This window comes from Geodermatophilus bullaregiensis (assembly GCF_016907675.1).
Lineage (GTDB): Bacteria > Actinomycetota > Actinomycetes > Mycobacteriales > Geodermatophilaceae > Geodermatophilus > Geodermatophilus bullaregiensis.
Map to the genome: position 1 here is coordinate 452,587 of NZ_JAFBCJ010000001.1, position 17,675 is coordinate 470,261.

The 17,675-nt window shown below is 76.9% G+C and carries 16 protein-coding genes; 6 read left to right on the forward strand and 10 right to left on the reverse strand.

Features of this window, described 5'->3' with window-relative positions:
- Positions 1–3 precede the first annotated feature (3 nt).
- From JOD57_RS02020 to pheS, 3 genes are read right to left on the reverse strand one after another with little or no spacing between them, the layout of a single operon-like run.
- The gene (locus JOD57_RS02020; protein ID WP_204690380.1) at positions 4–819 is read right to left on the reverse strand and encodes an SDR family NAD(P)-dependent oxidoreductase; all 816 of its coding nucleotides are present in this window, start codon (positions 817–819) and stop codon (positions 4–6) included.
- The gene (gene pheT, locus JOD57_RS02025) at positions 812–3,301 is read right to left on the reverse strand and encodes a phenylalanine--tRNA ligase subunit beta (protein ID WP_204690381.1); all 2,490 of its coding nucleotides are present in this window, start codon (positions 3,299–3,301) and stop codon (positions 812–814) included. The genes JOD57_RS02020 and pheT overlap by 8 nt, the downstream gene beginning before the upstream one ends.
- Complete coding sequence (gene pheS / locus JOD57_RS02030) at positions 3,298–4,365, reverse strand: phenylalanine--tRNA ligase subunit alpha (protein ID WP_204690382.1); 1,068 nt, start codon at positions 4,363–4,365, stop codon at positions 3,298–3,300. Before pheS ends, pheT begins: the two co-directional genes overlap by 4 nt.
- Before the next feature lie 191 nt (positions 4,366–4,556).
- On the opposite strand from pheS, the gene JOD57_RS02035 reads away from it, so the two are divergent.
- Together JOD57_RS02035 and JOD57_RS02040 are read left to right on the forward strand one after the other, a co-directional pair.
- The gene (locus JOD57_RS02035; RefSeq protein WP_239569162.1) at positions 4,557–5,393 is read left to right on the forward strand and encodes an EamA family transporter; all 837 of its coding nucleotides are present in this window, start codon (positions 4,557–4,559) and stop codon (positions 5,391–5,393) included.
- A 78-nt stretch (positions 5,394–5,471) separates the two neighbouring features.
- Entirely contained in the window at positions 5,472–7,799 is a 2,328-nt protein-coding gene (locus tag JOD57_RS02040; RefSeq protein ID WP_307824377.1) for a diguanylate cyclase domain-containing protein, read from the forward strand.
- Between the two features lie 45 nt (positions 7,800–7,844).
- On the opposite strand, the gene JOD57_RS02045 is transcribed toward JOD57_RS02040, so the two are convergent.
- The 7 genes from JOD57_RS02045 to JOD57_RS02075 all read right to left on the reverse strand — a co-directional run bounded on the left by JOD57_RS02045 (position 7,845) and on the right by JOD57_RS02075 (position 13,091).
- On the reverse strand, positions 7,845–8,438 hold the full coding sequence (locus JOD57_RS02045; protein ID WP_204690384.1) for a DinB family protein: 594 nt from the start codon (positions 8,436–8,438) through the stop codon (positions 7,845–7,847).
- 95 nt (positions 8,439–8,533) lie between these two features.
- On the reverse strand, positions 8,534–9,760 hold the full coding sequence (locus JOD57_RS02050; RefSeq protein WP_204690385.1) for an epoxide hydrolase family protein: 1,227 nt from the start codon (positions 9,758–9,760) through the stop codon (positions 8,534–8,536).
- A gap of 141 nt (positions 9,761–9,901) precedes the next feature.
- A complete protein-coding gene (locus tag JOD57_RS02055) occupies positions 9,902–10,699 on the reverse strand; it encodes a TrmH family RNA methyltransferase (protein WP_204690386.1) in 798 nt (265 codons plus the stop codon).
- Positions 10,700–10,865: 166 nt separating this feature from the next.
- On the reverse strand, positions 10,866–11,252 hold the full coding sequence (gene rplT, locus JOD57_RS02060; protein ID WP_093579784.1) for a 50S ribosomal protein L20: 387 nt from the start codon (positions 11,250–11,252) through the stop codon (positions 10,866–10,868).
- Between the two features lie 34 nt (positions 11,253–11,286).
- Positions 11,287–11,481, reverse strand: coding sequence for a 50S ribosomal protein L35 (gene rpmI, locus JOD57_RS02065; protein WP_204690387.1), 195 nt, complete (start codon positions 11,479–11,481; stop codon positions 11,287–11,289).
- 113 nt (positions 11,482–11,594) lie between these two features.
- On the reverse strand, positions 11,595–12,251 hold the full coding sequence (infC, locus tag JOD57_RS02070) for a translation initiation factor IF-3 (RefSeq protein WP_204694517.1): 657 nt from the start codon (positions 12,249–12,251) through the stop codon (positions 11,595–11,597).
- Positions 12,252–12,602: 351 nt separating this feature from the next.
- On the reverse strand, positions 12,603–13,091 hold the full coding sequence (locus tag JOD57_RS02075; protein WP_307824378.1) for a PH domain-containing protein: 489 nt from the start codon (positions 13,089–13,091) through the stop codon (positions 12,603–12,605).
- 41 nt (positions 13,092–13,132) lie between these two features.
- On the opposite strand from JOD57_RS02075, the gene JOD57_RS02080 reads away from it, so the two are divergent.
- The 4 genes from JOD57_RS02080 (at position 13,133) to JOD57_RS02095 (ending at position 17,666) form a co-directional block, all read left to right on the forward strand.
- Positions 13,133–14,182, forward strand: a complete 1,050-nt coding sequence (locus JOD57_RS02080) for an MBL fold metallo-hydrolase (RefSeq protein ID WP_204690388.1) — start codon at positions 13,133–13,135, stop codon at positions 14,180–14,182.
- Between the two features lie 88 nt (positions 14,183–14,270).
- Complete coding sequence (locus JOD57_RS02085) at positions 14,271–15,002, forward strand: GAF and ANTAR domain-containing protein (RefSeq protein ID WP_204690389.1); 732 nt, start codon at positions 14,271–14,273, stop codon at positions 15,000–15,002.
- A gap of 23 nt (positions 15,003–15,025) precedes the next feature.
- A complete protein-coding gene (locus JOD57_RS02090) occupies positions 15,026–16,453 on the forward strand; it encodes a PP2C family protein-serine/threonine phosphatase (RefSeq protein ID WP_307824380.1) in 1,428 nt (475 codons plus the stop codon).
- A 64-nt stretch (positions 16,454–16,517) separates the two neighbouring features.
- Positions 16,518–17,666: a uroporphyrinogen-III synthase gene (locus JOD57_RS02095; RefSeq protein ID WP_307824381.1), complete on the forward strand. Its 1,149-nt coding sequence runs from the start codon at positions 16,518–16,520 to the stop codon at positions 17,664–17,666.
- The last annotated feature ends 9 nt before the right edge of the window (positions 17,667–17,675 follow it).

The window sequence follows — 17,675 nt, forward strand, 5'->3', positions numbered from 1 at the left end:
CCCTCAGCCCAGCGGGTCGCCGTCCCCGTAGGGCCGCAGCCGCAGCCTCCGGGCGTCGCCCTCCGGGGTGGTGGCGCGCAGGGTGGCCAGGTCGTCGACGCCGGCGCGGACGAACCGGCCCGACCAGTGGTCGAGCTCCCCCGCGGCCATCGCGACCACCAGGTCGACGACGTCCTCCGGGCGGGTCCACTCGGTGCGGCCCGCGTGCATCGGCATGGCGCGGGTCATCGCCGTGTCGACGACGCCCGGCGCCAGGTCGAAGGCCCGCACGCCGTGCGCGGCGCCGGCCAGGTCGATCGACTCGGTGATCCGCACCTGCGCGGTCTTGCCCGCCGAGTAGGCGCTGTAGTGCGGGTTGGCCCGCGTGCTGATCCCGCTGGCCAGGCCGACCACGCGCCCGCCACCGGCCGCGACCATCCCGGGCAGGACGGCGCGGGCGAGGAGGAACGGCCCGCGCACCTGGCTCTCGACCACCTGCCACCACTGGTCGGGGTCGGCCTCCCACAGCGGCACCTCGGCGGCGTCGATGAGGCCGGCGTTGTTGACCAGCAGGCCCACCGGACCGAGCTCGCCGGTCACCCGCCCGACGGCGGCGTCGACGGCGGCGCGATCGGTGACGTCGGCGGCCACCGCCAGCGTGCGGGCGCCGGTGGCCGCGGCGACCTCGGCCATCGCCGCCGTCAGCCGGTCGGCGCCGCGGGCCAGCCCGGCGACGGCCGCGCCGCGCGCGGCCAGCCCTTCGGCGAGACGCCGGCCGATCCCGGTCGACGCGCCCGTGACGAGCGCGACCAGACCGGAGAGGTCGGGTCCCTCAGGCATCGCCGCTGCGCAGCGTGATGCCCTGCATCCCGACGACCGCGAGGATCCCCTCGCGCACGTGCGCGACGTCGGCGGCGGTCAGCGTCCGGTCCGGCGCCCGCAGCACCAGCGAGTACGCCAGCGAGCGCGCGCCCGCGGGCACCGGCGGGCCGGAGTAGACGTCGAAGAGCCGCACCGACTCGAACAGCTCCCCCGCTCCGCCGCGCACCAGCGACTCGACGTGCGACGCGGTGACGTCGTCCGGCACGACGAAGGCCAGGTCGAGGAAGACCGGCGGGAAGGTGGAGATCGGCGGCCCGACCGGCACGGCGGCGGCCGGCAGCGCGTCGACGTCGAGCTCCGTCACCGAGGTGCGGGCGGGGAGGTCCAGCGCGGCGCACACCCGCGGGTGCAGCTCGCCGGCGTGACCGACCACCCGGTCGTCCACGACCAGCTCGGCGCAGCGGCCGGGGTGCCAGGGCGCGCGCTCACCGGGGCGGACGAACAGCTCGACGCCGGCGGCCGCGGCCACCAGCCGGGCGGCCTGAACGGCGTCGGCCCAGCCGGCCGGGCGGCCCGGGCCCCACCAGCCGCGCGGCTCGCGGGCGCCGGTCAGCGCCACGGCCACGTGCCAGGGCTGCTCGGGCACCGCGCCGAGCAGCGCGGCCAGCGTCTCGTCGTCGGGCCGGCGGTCGACGCCGGGCAGCGGCGCGGGCTCCCGGACCCCGCCGGGGAACACCGACCCGTGCTCGAACAGCGCGACGTCGCGCTGGCCGCGGGCGAGGTTGCGGGCCAGCGTGGCCAGCAGCCCGGGCAGCAGCGTCGTCCGCATGCCCGGCTCCTCCTCCGAGAGCGGGTTGCGGACCAGGAGCACCGAGCGCCGCGGGTCGTCGTCGGCCAGGCCGAGCGCGTCGAGGGCCGGCGCGCCGACGAAGGGGTAGGACGGCGCCTCCACGTACCCGGCCTCGGCCAGCGCGCGGCCCACCGCGCGGCGGCGGCGCTGGGTCTCGGTGAGGCCGCGCCCGGGCGGGGCGGTGGGCAGCACCGAGGGGACGTCGTCGTAGCCGGCCAGCCGGACGACCTCCTCGACCAGGTCGGCGGGGTCGGTGAGGTCGGGCCGCCACGACGGCGGGGTGACCGACAGCCGGCCGCCGTCGCCCTCGACCGCGCAGCCGACCGCACCGAGCAGCTCCACCACGCGCGCCGGGGCGTACGGGACGCCGGCGACGCGGGCGGGGCGGTCCGCGTCCAGCCCGATCGCCGGGCGCGGGGCGCGGGTGTCGACGTCGACCGCGGCCCCGACGACGCGCGCGCCACCGTACTCGGCCAGCAGCTCCGCGGCGCGGGCGAGCGCGGCGAGGGTCATCTCCGGGTCGACGCCGCGCTCGAAGCGGCGGGCGGCCTCGCTGGGCAGCCGGTGCCGGCGGGCGGTGCGGGCGACGCCGGTCGCCTCCCAGTGCGCGGCCTCGAGCAGGACGGCGGTCGTGGCCCTGCCGTCGGTGGACCTGCCGATCTCGGTGGAGGCCCCGCCCATGACCGCGGCCAGGCCGATCGGACCGGTGTCGTCGGTGATGAGCAGGTCGTCGGCGTCGAGCACCCGGGTGGCGCCGTCCAGGGTGGTCAGCCGCTCCCCCTCGCGCGCCCGGCGGACGACGATCGGCCCGCTGACGGCGTCGCGGTCGAAGGCGTGCATCGGCTGGCCGAGCTCGAGCATCACGTAGTTGGTGACGTCGACGGCCAGCGAGATGGTGCGGATGCCCGACTGGGCCAGGCGCCGGCGCATCCACCACGGGCTCGGCGCGGTCGGGTCCAGGCCCTCCAGCGCGACCATCGAGAACCGGTCGCAGCGGTCGGCGTCGGCGACGGTGACCTCCCACGCCGGCTCGCCCGACCAGGCCGGCGGCGTCGCCGCACCCGGGTCGCGCCAGCCGACGGCCAGGCCGGTGCCCATCTCGCGGGCGATGCCGCGCATGGCCAGGCAGTAGCCGCGGTCGGGGGTCACGCTGAGCTCGATGACGACGTCGTCGAGACCGACCACGGGCGCGGCGTCGGCGCCGGGCTCGGGACCCTCGCCGCCGGTGCCGAGCACCAGGATGCCGGCGTGGTCCTCGCCGATGCCCAGCTCGCGGGCCGAGCAGATCATGCCGTCGGAGACGTGGTCGTAGGTCGTGCGGGCGGCGATCGCGAACCCGCCGGGCAGCACCGCCCCGGGCAGCGCGACGACGACGGTGTCGTCCACGGCGAAGTTGGTCGCCCCGCAGACGATGCCGCGCGGGGTGCCCTCGCCGACGTCGACCTGGCAGTACCGGATCGGCTTCTTGAAGCCGGTCAGCTCCTCGATCCCGAGCACCTGGCCGACGACCAGCGGGCCGGTGACCTCGGCCGGGCGGTGCACCTCCTCGACCTCCAGGCCGAGGCGGACGAAGGCGGTGTCGAGGTCCTCGACCGTCGTCCCCGCCGGGACGTCGACGTACTCGGCCAGCCAGCCGACCGGGACCCTCACTGGTCCACCCCGAACGCCTTGGTGAACCGGACGTCGCCCTCGACGATGTCGCGCATGTCGCCGACGGCGGAGCGGAACTGCAGCGCCCGCTCGATGCCCATGCCGAAGGCGAAGCCGCTGTACTCCTCCGGGTCGACCCCGCAGGCCACCAGCACCCGCGGGTTGACCATCCCGCAGCCGCCCCACTCGACCCAGCGCGGGCCGTCGCGGTGCTCGGGGAACCAGACGTCGAACTCCGCCGAGGGCTCGGTGAACGGGAAGTACGACGGCCGCCAGCGGGTGATCGCCTCGGGGCCGAACAGCGACCGCGCCAGGTGGTCGAGGGTGCCGCGCAGGTGCGCCATGGTCAGGCCGCGGTCGACGGCCAGGCCCTCGACCTGGTGGAACACCGGGGTGTGCGTCGCGTCGAGCTCGTCGGTGCGGTACACCCGCCCGGGCGCGACGACGTAGACCGGCGGCCGGCGGGCCAGCAGCGTGCGGGCCTGCACCGGGCTGGTGTGCGTGCGCAGCACCAGGCCGGAGTCCTCGGGGGCGATGAAGAGGGTGTCCATCATCGTGCGCGCCGGGTGGTCGGGGCGGATGTTGAGGGCGTCGAAGTTGAGCCACTCGGCCTCGAGCTCGGGACCGTCGGCGACCTCGTAGCCCATCCCGACGAAGACGTCGGCGATCCGCTCCACGAGCGTGGTCAGCGGGTGCCGGGCGCCGCGGGGGGTGCGGTCCCAGGGCAGGGTGACGTCGACCCGCTCCTCGGCCAGCGCCCGGGCGTCGCGCTCGGCCTCCAGCGCGGCCCTGCGCTCCTCGAACGCCTCGGTGACGGCGACCCGCGCGGCGTTGACCCGCTTGCCGGCGTCCGCGCGAGCGGCCGGCGGCAGCGCGCCGAGCTCGCGGCGGGCCAGCGGCACGGGCGCGCGGTCACCGAGGTGGGCCGGGCGGACGGCGGCCAGCGCCTGCAGGTCGGCCGCCGTCGCGAAGGCCTCCCGCGCGGCGGCGACCGCGGCGTCGAGGGCCTCGGCGGACAGGGCGGCGACCTGCTTGGGGTCGTAGGGGTCGTTGGCGCCGGACACGGGAGGCCATTCTGCCCGGCACCCCGCGGCGGCCGCGCCCGGGTTTGCCGGGGCGCCGCTGCGACGAGATCGGCGGTCTCGTGCGCTCCGGGGTCCAGGGAGCGACGAGATCGCCGATCTCGTCGCGGTGGGGGCGGCTCGACCCGGGCGGGGACGGCTCTCGGGATCCCGGCAGAGTGGGCGCCGTGGCGATGCTGCTGGCCCTCGCGTCGGCCGTCGTCTACGGCATCGCCGACTTCTGCGGCGGGCTGGCCAGCCGGCGCGCGGCCGCGGTCGCCGTGGTCACCGCGTCGCAGGCCGCCGGGCTGGTCGCGCTCGTCCCGCTGCTGCCCGTCCTCGGCGGGGACCCGGGGCGGGCCGACCTGCTGTGGGGCGCGGCCGCCGGCACCGCGGGGGCCGCCGCGCTGCTGCTGTTCTACCGGGCGCTGGCCGACGGGGTGATGAGCGTGGTGGCCCCGGTGACGGCGGTGTCGGCCGCGGCGCTGCCGGTGCTCGGCGGGCTGCTGCTCGGCGAGCGGATCGGGCCGCTCGCCGCGCTCGGCATCGTCCTGGCGCTGGGCGCGGTGGTGCTCGTCGCCGCCGAGGGGGGGCTGTCGTCGCTGCGCGCGGCCCGGCTGGGCACGGTCGCCCCCGCGCTGGCCGCCGGCACCGGCTTCGGGGTGTTCTTCGTGCTGCTCGACCGCACCGGCGAGGACTCCGGGCTCGGCCCGCTGGTCGCCGCCCGCGTGGTGTCTGTGCTGCTGGTCGGCACGCTGGCACTGGCCGCGCGGCGGTCGCTGCGGGTCCCGCGCCCGGCGCTGCCGGTGGTGCTGCTGGCCGGGGTGGGCGACATGGCGGCCAACGCGCTGTTCCTCCTGGCCACCCAGGCCGGCGGGTCGCTGGCGGTCACCGGCGTGCTGGCCTCGCTGTACCCCGTGAGCACCGTGGTCCTGGCCCAGGTGGTGCTGCGCGAGCGGCTGGCCGGCGCCCAGCGGGTCGGCCTGGGGGTGGCGGTGGCGGCCGTCGTCCTCATCACACTGCCCACCTGACCGGGGCCGGTACCCCGTCCGGGTGACCGCCGGCCCGTTCGACCCGTCCGCCGGCCCGGTCCTGCCGACGAGACCAGGGTGAGCCACTCCCCGGAGGCACGGACGCCTCTCCTCACCGACCCGGTGCTCGCCGACGCCCTGCGCGGCGTGCACAGCGTCTTCCAGCCGATCGTCGAGCTCGACACGGGACGGGTGGTGGCCTACGAGGCGCTCGCCCGCGGACCGGTCGGCCCGCTGGAGCGTCCCGACGCGCTGTTCGCCGCCGCGCGCGCCGCCGGCCGGCTGGCCGAGCTCGACGAGGCCTGCCGGGCCGCCGCCTTCCGCGGCGCCGTGGACGCCGCCCTGGTCGCGCCGCTGACCGTCTTCGTCAACGTCGAGCCCGAGGTGCTCGACACCGCACCGCTGGCCGACCTGCTGGCCATCGCCGAGCGCGCCCCGGGCGACCTGCGGGTGGTCATGGAGATCACCGAGCGGGCCATCGCCACGCGCCCGGCCGAGCTGCTGCGGACGGTGGAGCGGGTCCGCGAGCTGGGCTGGGCGATCGCCGTGGACGACGTCGGCGCGGAGTCGATGTCGCTGGCGTTCCTGCCGCTGCTGTGCCCCGACGTGGTCAAGCTCGACCTGCGCCTGGTGCAGGAGCGCCCCGGGCCGGCGGTGGCCGAGATCGTGAACGCGGTCAACGCCTACGCCGAGCGCAGCGGCGCCGTCGTCCTGGCCGAGGGCATCGAGGACGAGGGGCACCTGCGGACGGCGCGCGGGCTGGGCGCGACGCTCGGCCAGGGCTGGCTGTTCGGCCGCCCGGCGCCCGGCCCGGTGGCCGACCGGCCGGTCGGCGAGCTGGTGCTGCCGGGTGCGGGCCGGCCCACCGGCGCCGTCGGCGCGGTCTCGCCGTTCGCGTGCCTGCCCGACGACGTGCCGCTGCGGCGCGCCCCCAAGGCGCTGCTCATCGAGCTGTCCAAGCAGCTGGAGCGGGAGGCCATGCGCCTGGGCGAGACCTGCGTGGTGGCCGCGACCTTCCAGGAGGCCCGGCACTTCACCGTGTCGACCACCCAGCGCTACCGCGACCTGGTCGAGCGCACCGGCTTCGTGTGCGCGCTCGGCGAGGACCTGCCGGTCGAGCCGCTGCCCGGCCTGCGCGGCGCCCACCTCGACCCGGCCGACCCGGTGCGCGGGGAGTGGGACGTCGCCGTCCTCTCGCCGCACTTCAGCGCCGCACTGCTGGCCCGCGACCTCGGCGACGAGGGCCCCGACCACGAGCGCACGTTCGAGTACGCGCTGACCTACGAGCGCACGACCGTGTCCCGCGCGGCGTCCTCGCTGCTGTCCCGGGTGGCGCCCCGCGCCGGCGCCGCCCCGGAGACGGCGGTGTCCGCCGTCCCCCCGGCCGCCGCCCCCGCGAGCCCGCCGGCCACCGGCCTGGCGGTGGGCACCACCGCGGCGGAGGTGCTGCTGCGCCGCGCGCTGGAGGCCACGCCGAGCGGGGTGACCGTCGTCGACACGCGGCTGCCCGACCAGCCGATCGTCTACGCCAACCCCGCCTTCGCCGAGCTCGCCGGCCTGCCCGTCGGCGAGATCCTCGGCCGCAACTGCCGGCTGCTGCAGAGCCCCGACACCGACCCGGGCGCGGTGGCCCGCATCCGTGCGGCCCTCGCGGAGGGCCGGTCCTGCCGGGAGACCGTGCTCAACCTGCGCGGGCCGGAGCGCACGCCGTGGTGGAACGAGCTGCACCTGGCGCCGGTGCACGACGCCGACGGCGGCGTCGTGCAGTACATCGGCGTGCAGGTCGACGTCACCTCCCGCGTGGAGGCCGAGCGCGCCCTGGTGCGCGAGCGGGACCGCACGTCGGCCGCACTCGCCCGCATCCAGGAGCTGGCCTGGACCGACCCGCTCACCGGCCTGCCCAACCGGCGGCGGCTGGAGGAGCAGGTCGAGTCGGCCATCTGGGAGGCCCGCGCCCGCGGCGACGCGCTCGGGCTGCTGTTCGTCGACCTCGACGGGTTCAAGGCGGTCAACGACCGGCTCGGCCACGCCGCCGGCGACGAGCTGCTGCAGGTCGTCGCGCGCCGGGTGCGCGACCGCGTCCGCCGCCGCGACCTGGTGGCCCGCCTGGGCGGGGACGAGTTCCTGGTCGCCCTGCCCGACCTCTCGCCGGAGACCGCGGCGGCCGAGGCCGGCCGGGTGGCCGAGGAGCTGGCCACCTCGATCCGCCGGCCGGTGTCGCTGCGCGGCACCGAGGTGGGCGTGGGCGCCAGCATCGGCGTCAGCGTCTGCCCGGCCGACGGCGTCGTCTTCGCCGACCTGCTGCACCGGGCCGACCTGCACATGTACGACCGCAAGGCCGAGCGGCGCGTCGTGGTCCGCGCGGCGCCGGCCGACGCGGCGCCGGTGCCGGCCCCGCCCGGCTGAGCGGGGAGCGACGGCGTCCGCGCCCGGCGGGCAGCCGGGCGGCGCTCAGGCCCGCCCGGAGGCCTCCCGGGCCGCCCGCTCGACCCGCGCGCGGTGGGTGGCCCAGTCCGCGTCGCCGTCGCGGGTCAGGTTGCCGGAGTCCGGCCGCAGACCGACGGCGCCGTCGACCGTCTCGCGCAGGACGTCGGCGTGCCCGGTGTGCCGGGCGACCTCGGCGACGACGTGCACCAGCAGCGTGTGCAGCGTGGGGTGCCGACGCTCCTCGGGCCACCACGGCACCTCGCCGGGAGCGTCGAGCGGCAGCGCCTCGACGCTGGCGTCGGCGTGCGCGGTGGCCCGGGCGTACAGGGCGAGGACGTCCTCGCGGCTCTCGTCGGCCCGCGCCCACAGGTCGTCGTCGGGACCGGCGTCCTCGTCGTCCCAGGGCATCGGCTCCGGGAACGGCCGGCCCACGACGAAGCCGAGGTAGCCGGCCTCCACGCAGGCCAGGTGCTTGACCAGGCCGAGCAGGTTGGTGCCGGTGGGGGTCAGCGGCCGCCGGACGTCGTACTCCGAGAGCCCCTCGAGCTTCCACAGCAGCGCCTCGCGCGAGGTGACCAGGTAGCGGTGCAGCACCGCCTTGGCCGTCGTCTCGTCCACGCCGGCCACCCTGCCAGCCGGTGCCGGCCCGGCAGGGGCGCCGCGGGGCCGGGGCTCCGGGGCGACAGCGCCCCCGGAGCCCCGGGTCCGCGGGATCAGCGGCGCGGCCGGGGGATCCGCGGCGCGCGCAGCGGGCGGAACGCCGCCCGGACCTCGGTCGCGAACAGCTCGGGCTCCTCCCAGGCGGCGAAGTGGCCGCCCCGGTCCGCCTCGTTGAAGTAGCTCAGGGTGGGATAGGACCCCTCGGCCCAGCTGCGCGGCGTCCGCCAGATCTCGCCGGGGAACGTGGTGAAGCCGACCGGGACCGAGACCTCCGATGGCGCCTGGCGGGCCGCCGCCGCCGAGGCAGCGACTCCGTAGCTGTCCCAGTACGACCGCGCCGCCGAGGCACCGGTGCCGGTCAGCCAGTACAGCGTGGCGTTGTCGACGATCGACTCCCGGGTGAGCCGGCCCGCGGGCCGGCCGTCGACGAAGGCGCGCGAGATCTTCTCGTAGCTGTCCGTGTCGTGGTCGAGCAGCCAGGCGGCCAGGGCGACCGGTGAGTCCAGCAGGGCGTAGCCGATCGTCTGGGGCCGCGTGGCCATCTCCAGGAAGTAGCCGAAGCCGCTCGCCCGGAACGTGGCGATCGCCTCGGTCGCCGCGCGCTCCTCCTCGGTCCCGGCCGGCAGGGGGCCGCCCAGCGCCGTGACGAGCAGGTTGACGTGGATGCCGAGCAGTCCCTCGGGTGCCTGGCGGCCCATCGCGTCGGTGACGCCGGCGCCCACGTCGCCACCCTGGGCGACGTAGCGGGTGTAGCCGAGGCGCGTCATGAGCTCGCCCCACGCCCGCCCGATGCGGCCGACGTCCCAGCCGGGCTCGGTCGGCTCGCCGGAGAACCCGTAACCCGGCAGGGACGGCAGCACGAGGTCGAACGCGTCCTCGGCGCGCCCGCCGTACGCAGGCGGGTCGGTGAGCGGGCCGATCGTCCCGAGCAGCTCGAGGACCGAGCCGGGCCAGCCGTGCGTCATGATCAGGGGCAACGCGTCCCCGTGCGGCGAGCGCACGTGGACGAAGTGGACGTCCACCCCGTCGATCTCCGTCGTGAACTGCGGCAGCGCGTCCAGCCGCTCCTCGCACCGGCGCCAGTCGTACTCCTCCGCCCAGAAGCGGACCAGCGCCCGCATCGTCGCCAGCTGCACGCCCTGCGAGCGGTCCGGGACCAGCTCCCGGGAGGGCCAGCGCGTCGCGGCCAGCCGGCGGCGCAGCTCGTCGAGGTCCTCCTCCGGGACCTGCAGGTGGAACGGACGGATGGCACTGCCGGTCTGGTGCGCGACTGCGGTCATGGGACCCTGCCTCTACTCGGATGCGGGGAAGTCGTGGACCGGGCCGGACCAGCGGGTGCACGGCGGCACGGTCGGCGCTCCCGAGACGGGTGCCACCCTGGCCCGCACGGCAAGCACGGCACCGGGGTCGAAGGGGGCCCCTCAGCCCTGGGCGAGCTGGGTGGCGTAGAGGCAGATCGCCGCGGCGGCGGCGAGGTTGAGGCTCTCCGCCCGACCGCGCATCGGGATGCGCACCCGGGCGTCGGCGGCCCCGGCCAGCTCGGCCGGTACGCCGCGGGCCTCGTTGCCGAACAGCCACAGCACCGGCCCAGCCAGCAGCCCGGTGGCCGCGGCGTCGTCGAGGCCGGTCTCGCCCCCGCCGTCGGCGGCCAGCACCCTGACGCCGCGCTCCTGGAGGCCGGTCACGAGCGGGCCGAGCGGGGCGCTGCGGACGACGTCGACGTGGAACAAGCTGCCGGCGCTGGAGCGGACCGCCTTGCCGCCGTAGGGGTCGGCCGAGCCGGCGCCGAAGACGACCGCGCCGGCACCGCAGGCGTCGGCGGTGCGCAGCACCGTGCCGGCGTTGCCGGGGTCGGCCAGGCCGGCCAGCCCCACGGCCAGCGGCGGCGGGGCGTCGAGCAGCCGCCCGGCCGGGACGTCGCGCAGCGCGCAGACGGCGACCAGCCCCTGCGGCGTCACCGTCTCCGACAACCCGGCCGCGGCCCTGTCGGTGACCAGCCGCACGGGGACGGGCGAGGCGGCCAGCAGGTCGGCGTGCGCCGCGGCGGCCGCCTCGGTGGCGAAGACCTCACGGACGTCGCCGGGCGCGGTCGCCAGCGCCTCGGACACGGCCTGGCGGCCCTCGGCGAGGAAGGCACCGGCGGCGTCGCGGCCGGCGCGCCGGGTCAGCCTGCGGGCGGCGGCCACCCGACCCGACCGCTCGGTCAGCGGCTCGCCCACGTCGTCGTCCTCCCCGGTCCGGTCGAGATCGCGCGATCTCGGCGTCCACGGCGCCCCGAGACGCCGAGATCGCGCGATCTCGGCGGCGGGGGCGTCCCCGCACACGCCGACGCCGCCGGCGCCGGCCCGGGAGGGCCGGTCACCGACGGCGCCGGGAGGTGCTGGATCAGGCGGCCTGCTCGCCACCTGCGGGAGCCGCGGCGACGGCGGCGCGGGCGGTCTCCACCAGCGCGGCGAAGGCGGCCGGCTCGTTGACCGCGAGCTCGGCGAGCACGCGGCGGTCGAGCTCGATGCCGGCCAGCTTCAGGCCCTGCATGAACCGGTTGTAGGTCATGTCGTTCTGACGTGCCGCGGCGTTGATGCGGGTGATCCACAGCTTGCGGAAGTCACCCTTGCGCACCTTGCGGTCGCGGTAGTTGTAGGTGGCCGAGTGGAGGATCTGCTCCTTGGCCTTGCGGTACAGGCGCGAACGCTGACCGCGGTACCCGCTGGCGGCCTCGAGGGTCGTCCGGCGCTTCTTCTGGGCGTTGACCGCCCGCTTCACGCGTGCCACGTGAAGTCTCCTCTCTGGTCGGGGAGGCGGGGGCTCAGATGCCCAGCAGCTTCTTGAGGTTCTTGGTGTCGGCCGGGGAGATGACCTGGTCCTTCTCCAGCCGGCGCTTGCGCCGCGAGGACTTGTGCTCGAACTTGTGCTGGTTGTTGGCCTGCTCGCGCATGAGCTTGCCCGTCCCCGTCACGCGCACCCGCTTGGCGGTGCCCTTGTGGGTCTTCTGCTTCGGCATGTCCTCGTCGTCCTGTTCGTCGGTCTCTCGGCCGGCGCTCGCGCCGTGCGGCAGCACACAGCTGCCGCACGGCACCGTCCGTCTGTGGTGGTGCGGTCCTGCGGCCCGACCGGTCAGCCCGTCGGGGCCTGACCCTCGGCAGCCCGGTCGGCCTTCGCCTGGCGGCGGGCGCCGTCGGTGGCGGCCTGGTTCCGGTGCGGGGCGATCACCATGACCATGTTGCGGCCGTCCTGCTTCGGGTTGGACTCGACGACGCCCAGCTCCTGGACGTCGGCGGCCAGCCGCTGCAGCAGGCGGTAGCCCATCTCCGGGCGCGACTGCTCGCGACCGCGGAACATCACGGTGATCTTGACCTTGTCGCCGCCCTTGAGGAAGCGCTCGACGTGGCCCTTCTTGGTCTCGTAGTCGTGCGGGTCGATCTTCAGGCGCAGCCGCATCTCCTTGATGACGGTGAGCGCCTGGTTCCGCCGGGCCTCGCGGGCCTTCTGGGCGGACTCGTACTTGAACTTCCCGTAGTCCATCAGCTTGACGACCGGCGGCCGGGCCATGGGCGCGACCTCGACGAGGTCCAGCTCGGAGTCCTGCGCCAGTCGCAGCGCCTCGCCGATCGGCACGATGCCGACCTGCTCGCCCTCGGGTCCGACCAGGCGGACCTCGGGGACGCGGATACGGTCGTTGATACGGGGCTCGGTGATGGCCTCTCCTCTGCTTCTGCACGGTGAGGAGTCGCACCCGCCCGGGCGCCGGAGCGACGCGGGCCCCGTGAGCAGGTGCTCACAGGGCCCGTTCGCCGGTGCGGCACGGACCCGCGAGGGGTCGTGCACGTCGCGACCGACCGGCCGGGGCGGGCCGGACCGTCGCGATCCGGGACCTGGACGCCTCGACGGCGCCAGGTGGGAGCGGGCTCCTCTTGGTCAGCGGCCCGGGGCAGGGCCGCTGTGAGTGGTTCGCGCGCCTCGTGTAGCGGGGAGGCTCGCCCATGCTACAGCGCCCGTCGCCCGCCGGTCATTCCCCTCCCACCGGGCACCACCCTGGGACTGCGGAAGGTGGGGAGGAGCGCGGCCCCCGTGCCGGGGCCCGCCGCGAGCCTGGGAAGGGTGGGGGGCACGGGGGTCCTTACGTCAGTCCCAGAGCAGCGGACCGGTGGCCGGGCTGGGGTGGGCGGCGCGGTGGGCCGCCAGCAGCGCCCGCAGCCCCTCGACGGCGTCCGCCGCGCGCTCGCCGTCGGCGGCCTGCACGGCCACGACGGCGACCTCGTCGCCGTTGGCCAGCTCCAGGCTCGCCCACCGGGCGGACCGGTCGAAGCGCACCGCCCGGACGACGTCCCAGGGCAGCTCGTGCCGGCCCAGCACGTTGCGGACCCGCACGCCGGCGGCGTCGGCGTCCAGCCGCGCCCGGCCGAGGAGCAGGATGCCGCCGCCGACGAACAGGCCGAGGCCCAGCACCGCGACCTGGTCGGCGAGGCCGAAGGTCACCACGCCGGTCGAGGACGACGGCAGGAGCGCCGCGACGACCGCCATGACCGCCACGACCACCGCGGCGACGAGCGCGCAGAGCAGCCGCAGGCGGCGCGGGACGGCGGTGACGCGGTCGGGCGGTGGGGTCGGCACACCCCCATGATCCCAGCCCGGCGGCTGGCAGAGTGCCGGGCGTGGAGGTCACCGGAGACGCTCAGCGGGCGGCCTGGCAGGAGCGGACGCTGCCGCCGGTCGAGCACGTGCGGCGGGGACTGTGGTCGGTGCCGGTGCCCATGGGCGGGCCGCTGCGCTGGGTCAACGCCTACGTCCTGGAGCTCGCCGGCGGCGGCCTCGGCCTCGTGGACACCGGCTGGGACGCCGACGAGAGCTGGGCGGCACTGCGCGCGGGCCTGACCGCGATCGGCGGGGACGTCACCGACGTGCGCGGGGTCCTCGTCACCCACCTGCACCTCGACCACGTCGGCCTGGCCGCGCGGGTCCGGGAGGCCTCCGGCGCCTGGGTGGCGATGCACCCCGCCGACGCCGAGGGCATCGCCACGTTCACCGATCGCACGCCCGAGCAGATGTGGGCCGAGGAGGTCGCCTTCCTCATCGGGCTGGGCGCGCCGCCGGAGGACGCACGGGCCGATGCCGGCACACCCGAGCAGTGGATCGGCCTGCGCCGGGTGGCCCGCCCCGACCGGCTCCTGGAGGACGGCGACCGGGCCGACCTGCCCGGCTGGTCGCTGCGCGCCGTCCACACGCCCGGGCACACCGCCGGTCACCTGTGCTTCGCCGACGAGGCGACCGGGCTGTTCTTCGCCGGCGACCACGTGCTCCCCCGGATCAGCCCGAACATCTCCACGCACGCGGGCGGCGCCGCCGACCCGCTGCGCGACTACCTCGGCGCGCTGGCCGGCGTCGGCGGGCGTGAGGCCGGCGAGGTGCTGCCCGGCCACGAGTGGCGGTTCCGCGGGCTGGCCGAGCGCACCCGCGAGCTGCGCGAGCACCACGAGCGCCGGCTGGCCGAGCTGCTGGCCGCCGTCCGCGCGCACCCGGGCAGCACGCCGTGGGACCTGGCCGCGCACCTGACCTGGTCCCGGCCGTGGGCGCAGTACGAGCGGCGGATGCGGATCTTCGCCGTCACCGAGACCGACGCCCACCTGCGACTGCTGGCCAGCCGCGGGCTCGTCGCCGGCGACGGCGGCACGGTCCCGGTCTGGACGGCGGCGCCGGTCCGCTGAGGGCGGTCCGGGCGGTAACCTGGGGCCCCCACAGGCCGCAGCACCTCGAGCCCACGGTGGCGCCCCGGCCGGTAGCGATGAGGTGCCCGTGCACCAGGACGCCAGCCGATCCCTCCCCCTGGCCGACGAGCTGTCGGCCGTCTTCGCGCGCATGTCCGGTCTGCTGCTGTCGGAGGAGACCGTGGCCACCACGGTGGGCCTGCTCAGCTCGCTGACGCGGGAGACCGTCCGGGGGGCGGTGGGAGCCGGGGTCTCGATCGTCGACGACTCGGGGCGGCGCTCGTCGGGGTCGACCGACCCGCGGGTCGAGCACGCCGACGCGCTGCAGTACGAGCTCGACGAGGGCCCCTGCCTGGCCGCGGCCGCCGGCCGCACGCTCGTGCGCGCCGACGACCTCTCCGCCGAGCCGCGCTGGCCGCGCTGGGCGGCGGCCGCCGCGGAGCTGGGGCTGCTGTCCGTGATGAGCGCGCCCATGGTGGCCGGGGACCGCGTCCTGGGCGCCCTCAAGGTCTACGGCGCCGAGCCCGGCGCCTTCACCGACCACGACGTCCCGGTGCTCACCCTGTCCGCGGCCCAGGCGGCCCTGCTGATCACGCAGGTCATGACCCGGGAGCGGGCACGGCGGGCCAGCGACGAGCTGCGGCAGGCACTGTCGTCCCGAGACCTGGTGAGCACCGCCAAGGGCGTGCTGATGGCCCGGCACGGCGTCGGGGAGGAGACCGCGCTGACCATGCTGCTGTCCCGCTCCGGTGGGGAGGGCGTGACGCTGCGGCAGGCGGCCCGGTCCGTGGTCGACTCGACCGCCCGCCGGCGCCGGTGACGGCGCCGCAGGGTCGGGTCCCCGTGGACACCCAACGCACCGGACTGCGGGCCGCGCTCCGGCACGCCGACCTCACCCTCGAGCAGTTGTGGACGCGGTACTTCGCCTACGGCGGCAACGCGGACCTCATCGACGTCGAGGCGCACCTGGCCGGGCTGGTGCGCCTCCCGGACGCCGACGGCGACCTGCTGGCGGTCGCGGTCAACGAGCGCCTCGACGAGCTCTGCGCAGCACGCCGGGTGCCGTACTCCCGGCCGCTGCGCCCGCCCCGACCCACCACCGGCCCGCTCGCGGCCCTGCTGCAGCTGCTCGAGGCCGCGCGCACCGTCCCGCCGGACCGGCTGGTCCCGCTCGCTGTGCGGGCCGCACAGGTCCTCGGCGTCGAGATCGCCGTGCACGTGGTCGACCACGACCAGCACCGGCTGGTGCGGCTCCCCGGCGACGGCCTGCCGCCCACCGGACCGGTCGCCGTCGACGGCACCCTGCCCGGCCGCGTCTACCGGTCGGGACGGCTCCTGCCCTCGGAGGCCGGGGGCCTCCCGCGCCTGTGGGTGCCGCTGCTCGACGGTGCCGACCGGGTCGGCGTCCTCGAGGCACGGGTGCCCGACGTCCGCGACCTGGAGGACCCCGGCCTGCGCGAGCAGTGTTGGTGGCTGGCCTCGATGGTCGCGCACCTGCTGTCCTCGACGGGGGTCTACGGCGACGTCCTGGAGCGTGCCCGGCGCAGCCGCCCGCGCTCGCCGTCGGCCGAGCTGATCTGGCAGCAGCTGCCCCCGCTCACCGCCGCCACCGACGGCTTCGTCCTGGCCGGCCTGCTCGAGCCCAGCAGCGACGTGGGCGGCGACGCCTTCGACTACGCACTGGCCGAGGACAGCGTGTCGATGACCGTCCTCGACGCGATGGGGCACGGCCTGGGATCCGGGCTGATGGCCGCCGCGGTCCTCGCCGCCGCCCGCAGCGCCCGGCGGGACGGACGCGGCATCCACGACCAGGCCCGCACCGTCGACGAGGTGGTCGCCACCACGTTCCCCGGCAGCGCCTTCGTCACCGGCGTGCTGGCCGAGCTCGACGTCGCCTCCGGCCGGCTGCGCTATCTGAGCGCCGGTCACCCCGCACCGCTCCTGCTGCGGGACGGGCGGGTCGTCAAGGAGCTGAGCGGGGGCCGGCGGATGCCCTTCGGGATCCAGACGGCGGACTTCGCCGTGGCCGAGGAGGTGCTCGAGCCCGGGGACTGGCTGGCGCTCTACACCGACGGCGTCACCGAGGCGCGTGACGCCGCGGGGCAGTGGTTCGGCGAGCAGCGACTGGTCGAGTTCCTGACCCGGGCCGCTGCGGACGGGCAGCCGCCACCGGAGACCGCGCGCCGGCTGATGCGCGCGGTGCTCGAGCACCAGGGCGGGTTGCTGCAGGACGACGCGAGCGTGCTGCTCGCGTGCTGGGCCGCGCGTTGACCGCACCGGCGACGTCACACCGCGGCGTCACACGACGGCAACGCGGAGCACGGACCATGGGCACGTGACCTCCACCCCCACCGCTCCCGAGCAGGCGCCCGCACCCGAGCAGGTGGCTCCCGGGCCGGCGCCGCTGGCCGGCTACACGGTGGCCGTGACCGCCGCGCGGCGCCGCGAGGAGCTCGGCGCGCTGCTCGACCGCCGCGGGGCACGGGTCGTCTACGCCCCCGCGATCCGGATCGTCCCGCTGGCCGACGACGCCGAGCTGGTCGCCGCCACCGAGGCGGTGCTGGCCGCGCCCGTCGACCTCGTCGTCGCCACGACCGGGGTCGGGTTCCGGGGATGGCTCGAGGCCGCCGACGCCTGGGACCTGCCGCTGGTCGAGCACCTGCGCCCGGCCCGGGTGCTCGCCCGTGGACCCAAGGCGCGCGGGGCGATCCGCGGCGGCGGGCTGGTCGACGCGTGGTCGCCGCCGTCGGAGTCCTCGGCCGAGGTGCTCGAGCACCTGCTCTCCGGCGCCGAGGGGCCGCTGGCCGGGCGGCGCATCGCCGTCCAGCTGCACGGTGACCCGCTCTCCGACGTCGTCGGCGCGCTGCGGGCCGCCGGCGCCGAGGTGCTCACCGTCCCCGTCTACCGGTGGGTGCTGCCCGAGGACGTCGCGCCGCTGCGCCGGCTGGTCGGCTCGGTGGTGGCCGGCGCCGTCGACGCCGTGACGTTCACCAGCGCCCCCGCCGCCGCGAGCCTGCTGCGCACGGCCGCCGACCTGGGGCTGCACGACGAGGTGGTCGCCGCGCTGACCGGTCCGGTGCTGGCCGTGGCCGTCGGCGCGACGACCGCCGGGCCGCTGACCGCCGCCGGCGTGCCGACCGTGCAGCCCGAGCGCTCCCGGCTCGGCGCGCTGGCCCGCGAGGTCGTCGCCCGCCTGCCCGAGCGCGACCCGGTGCTGCGCGTGGGCGGCGCGGACCTGCAGGTGCGGGGGTACGCCGCGGTGCTCGACGGCCGGCTGGTCGAGCTGCCGCCGGGCTCGATGGCGGTGCTGCGGGCTCTGGCCGCACGTCCGGGGACCGTCGTCGCCAAGGCCGACCTGGTGCACGGGCTGCCCGGCGGCGGGGACGGCCACGCCGTCGAGATGGCCGTGACCCGGCTGCGGGCCGCGCTGGGCCCCGGCGTCGTCGAGACGGTGGTCAAGCGCGGCTACCGCCTCGCCCCGTGATCCGTCGCC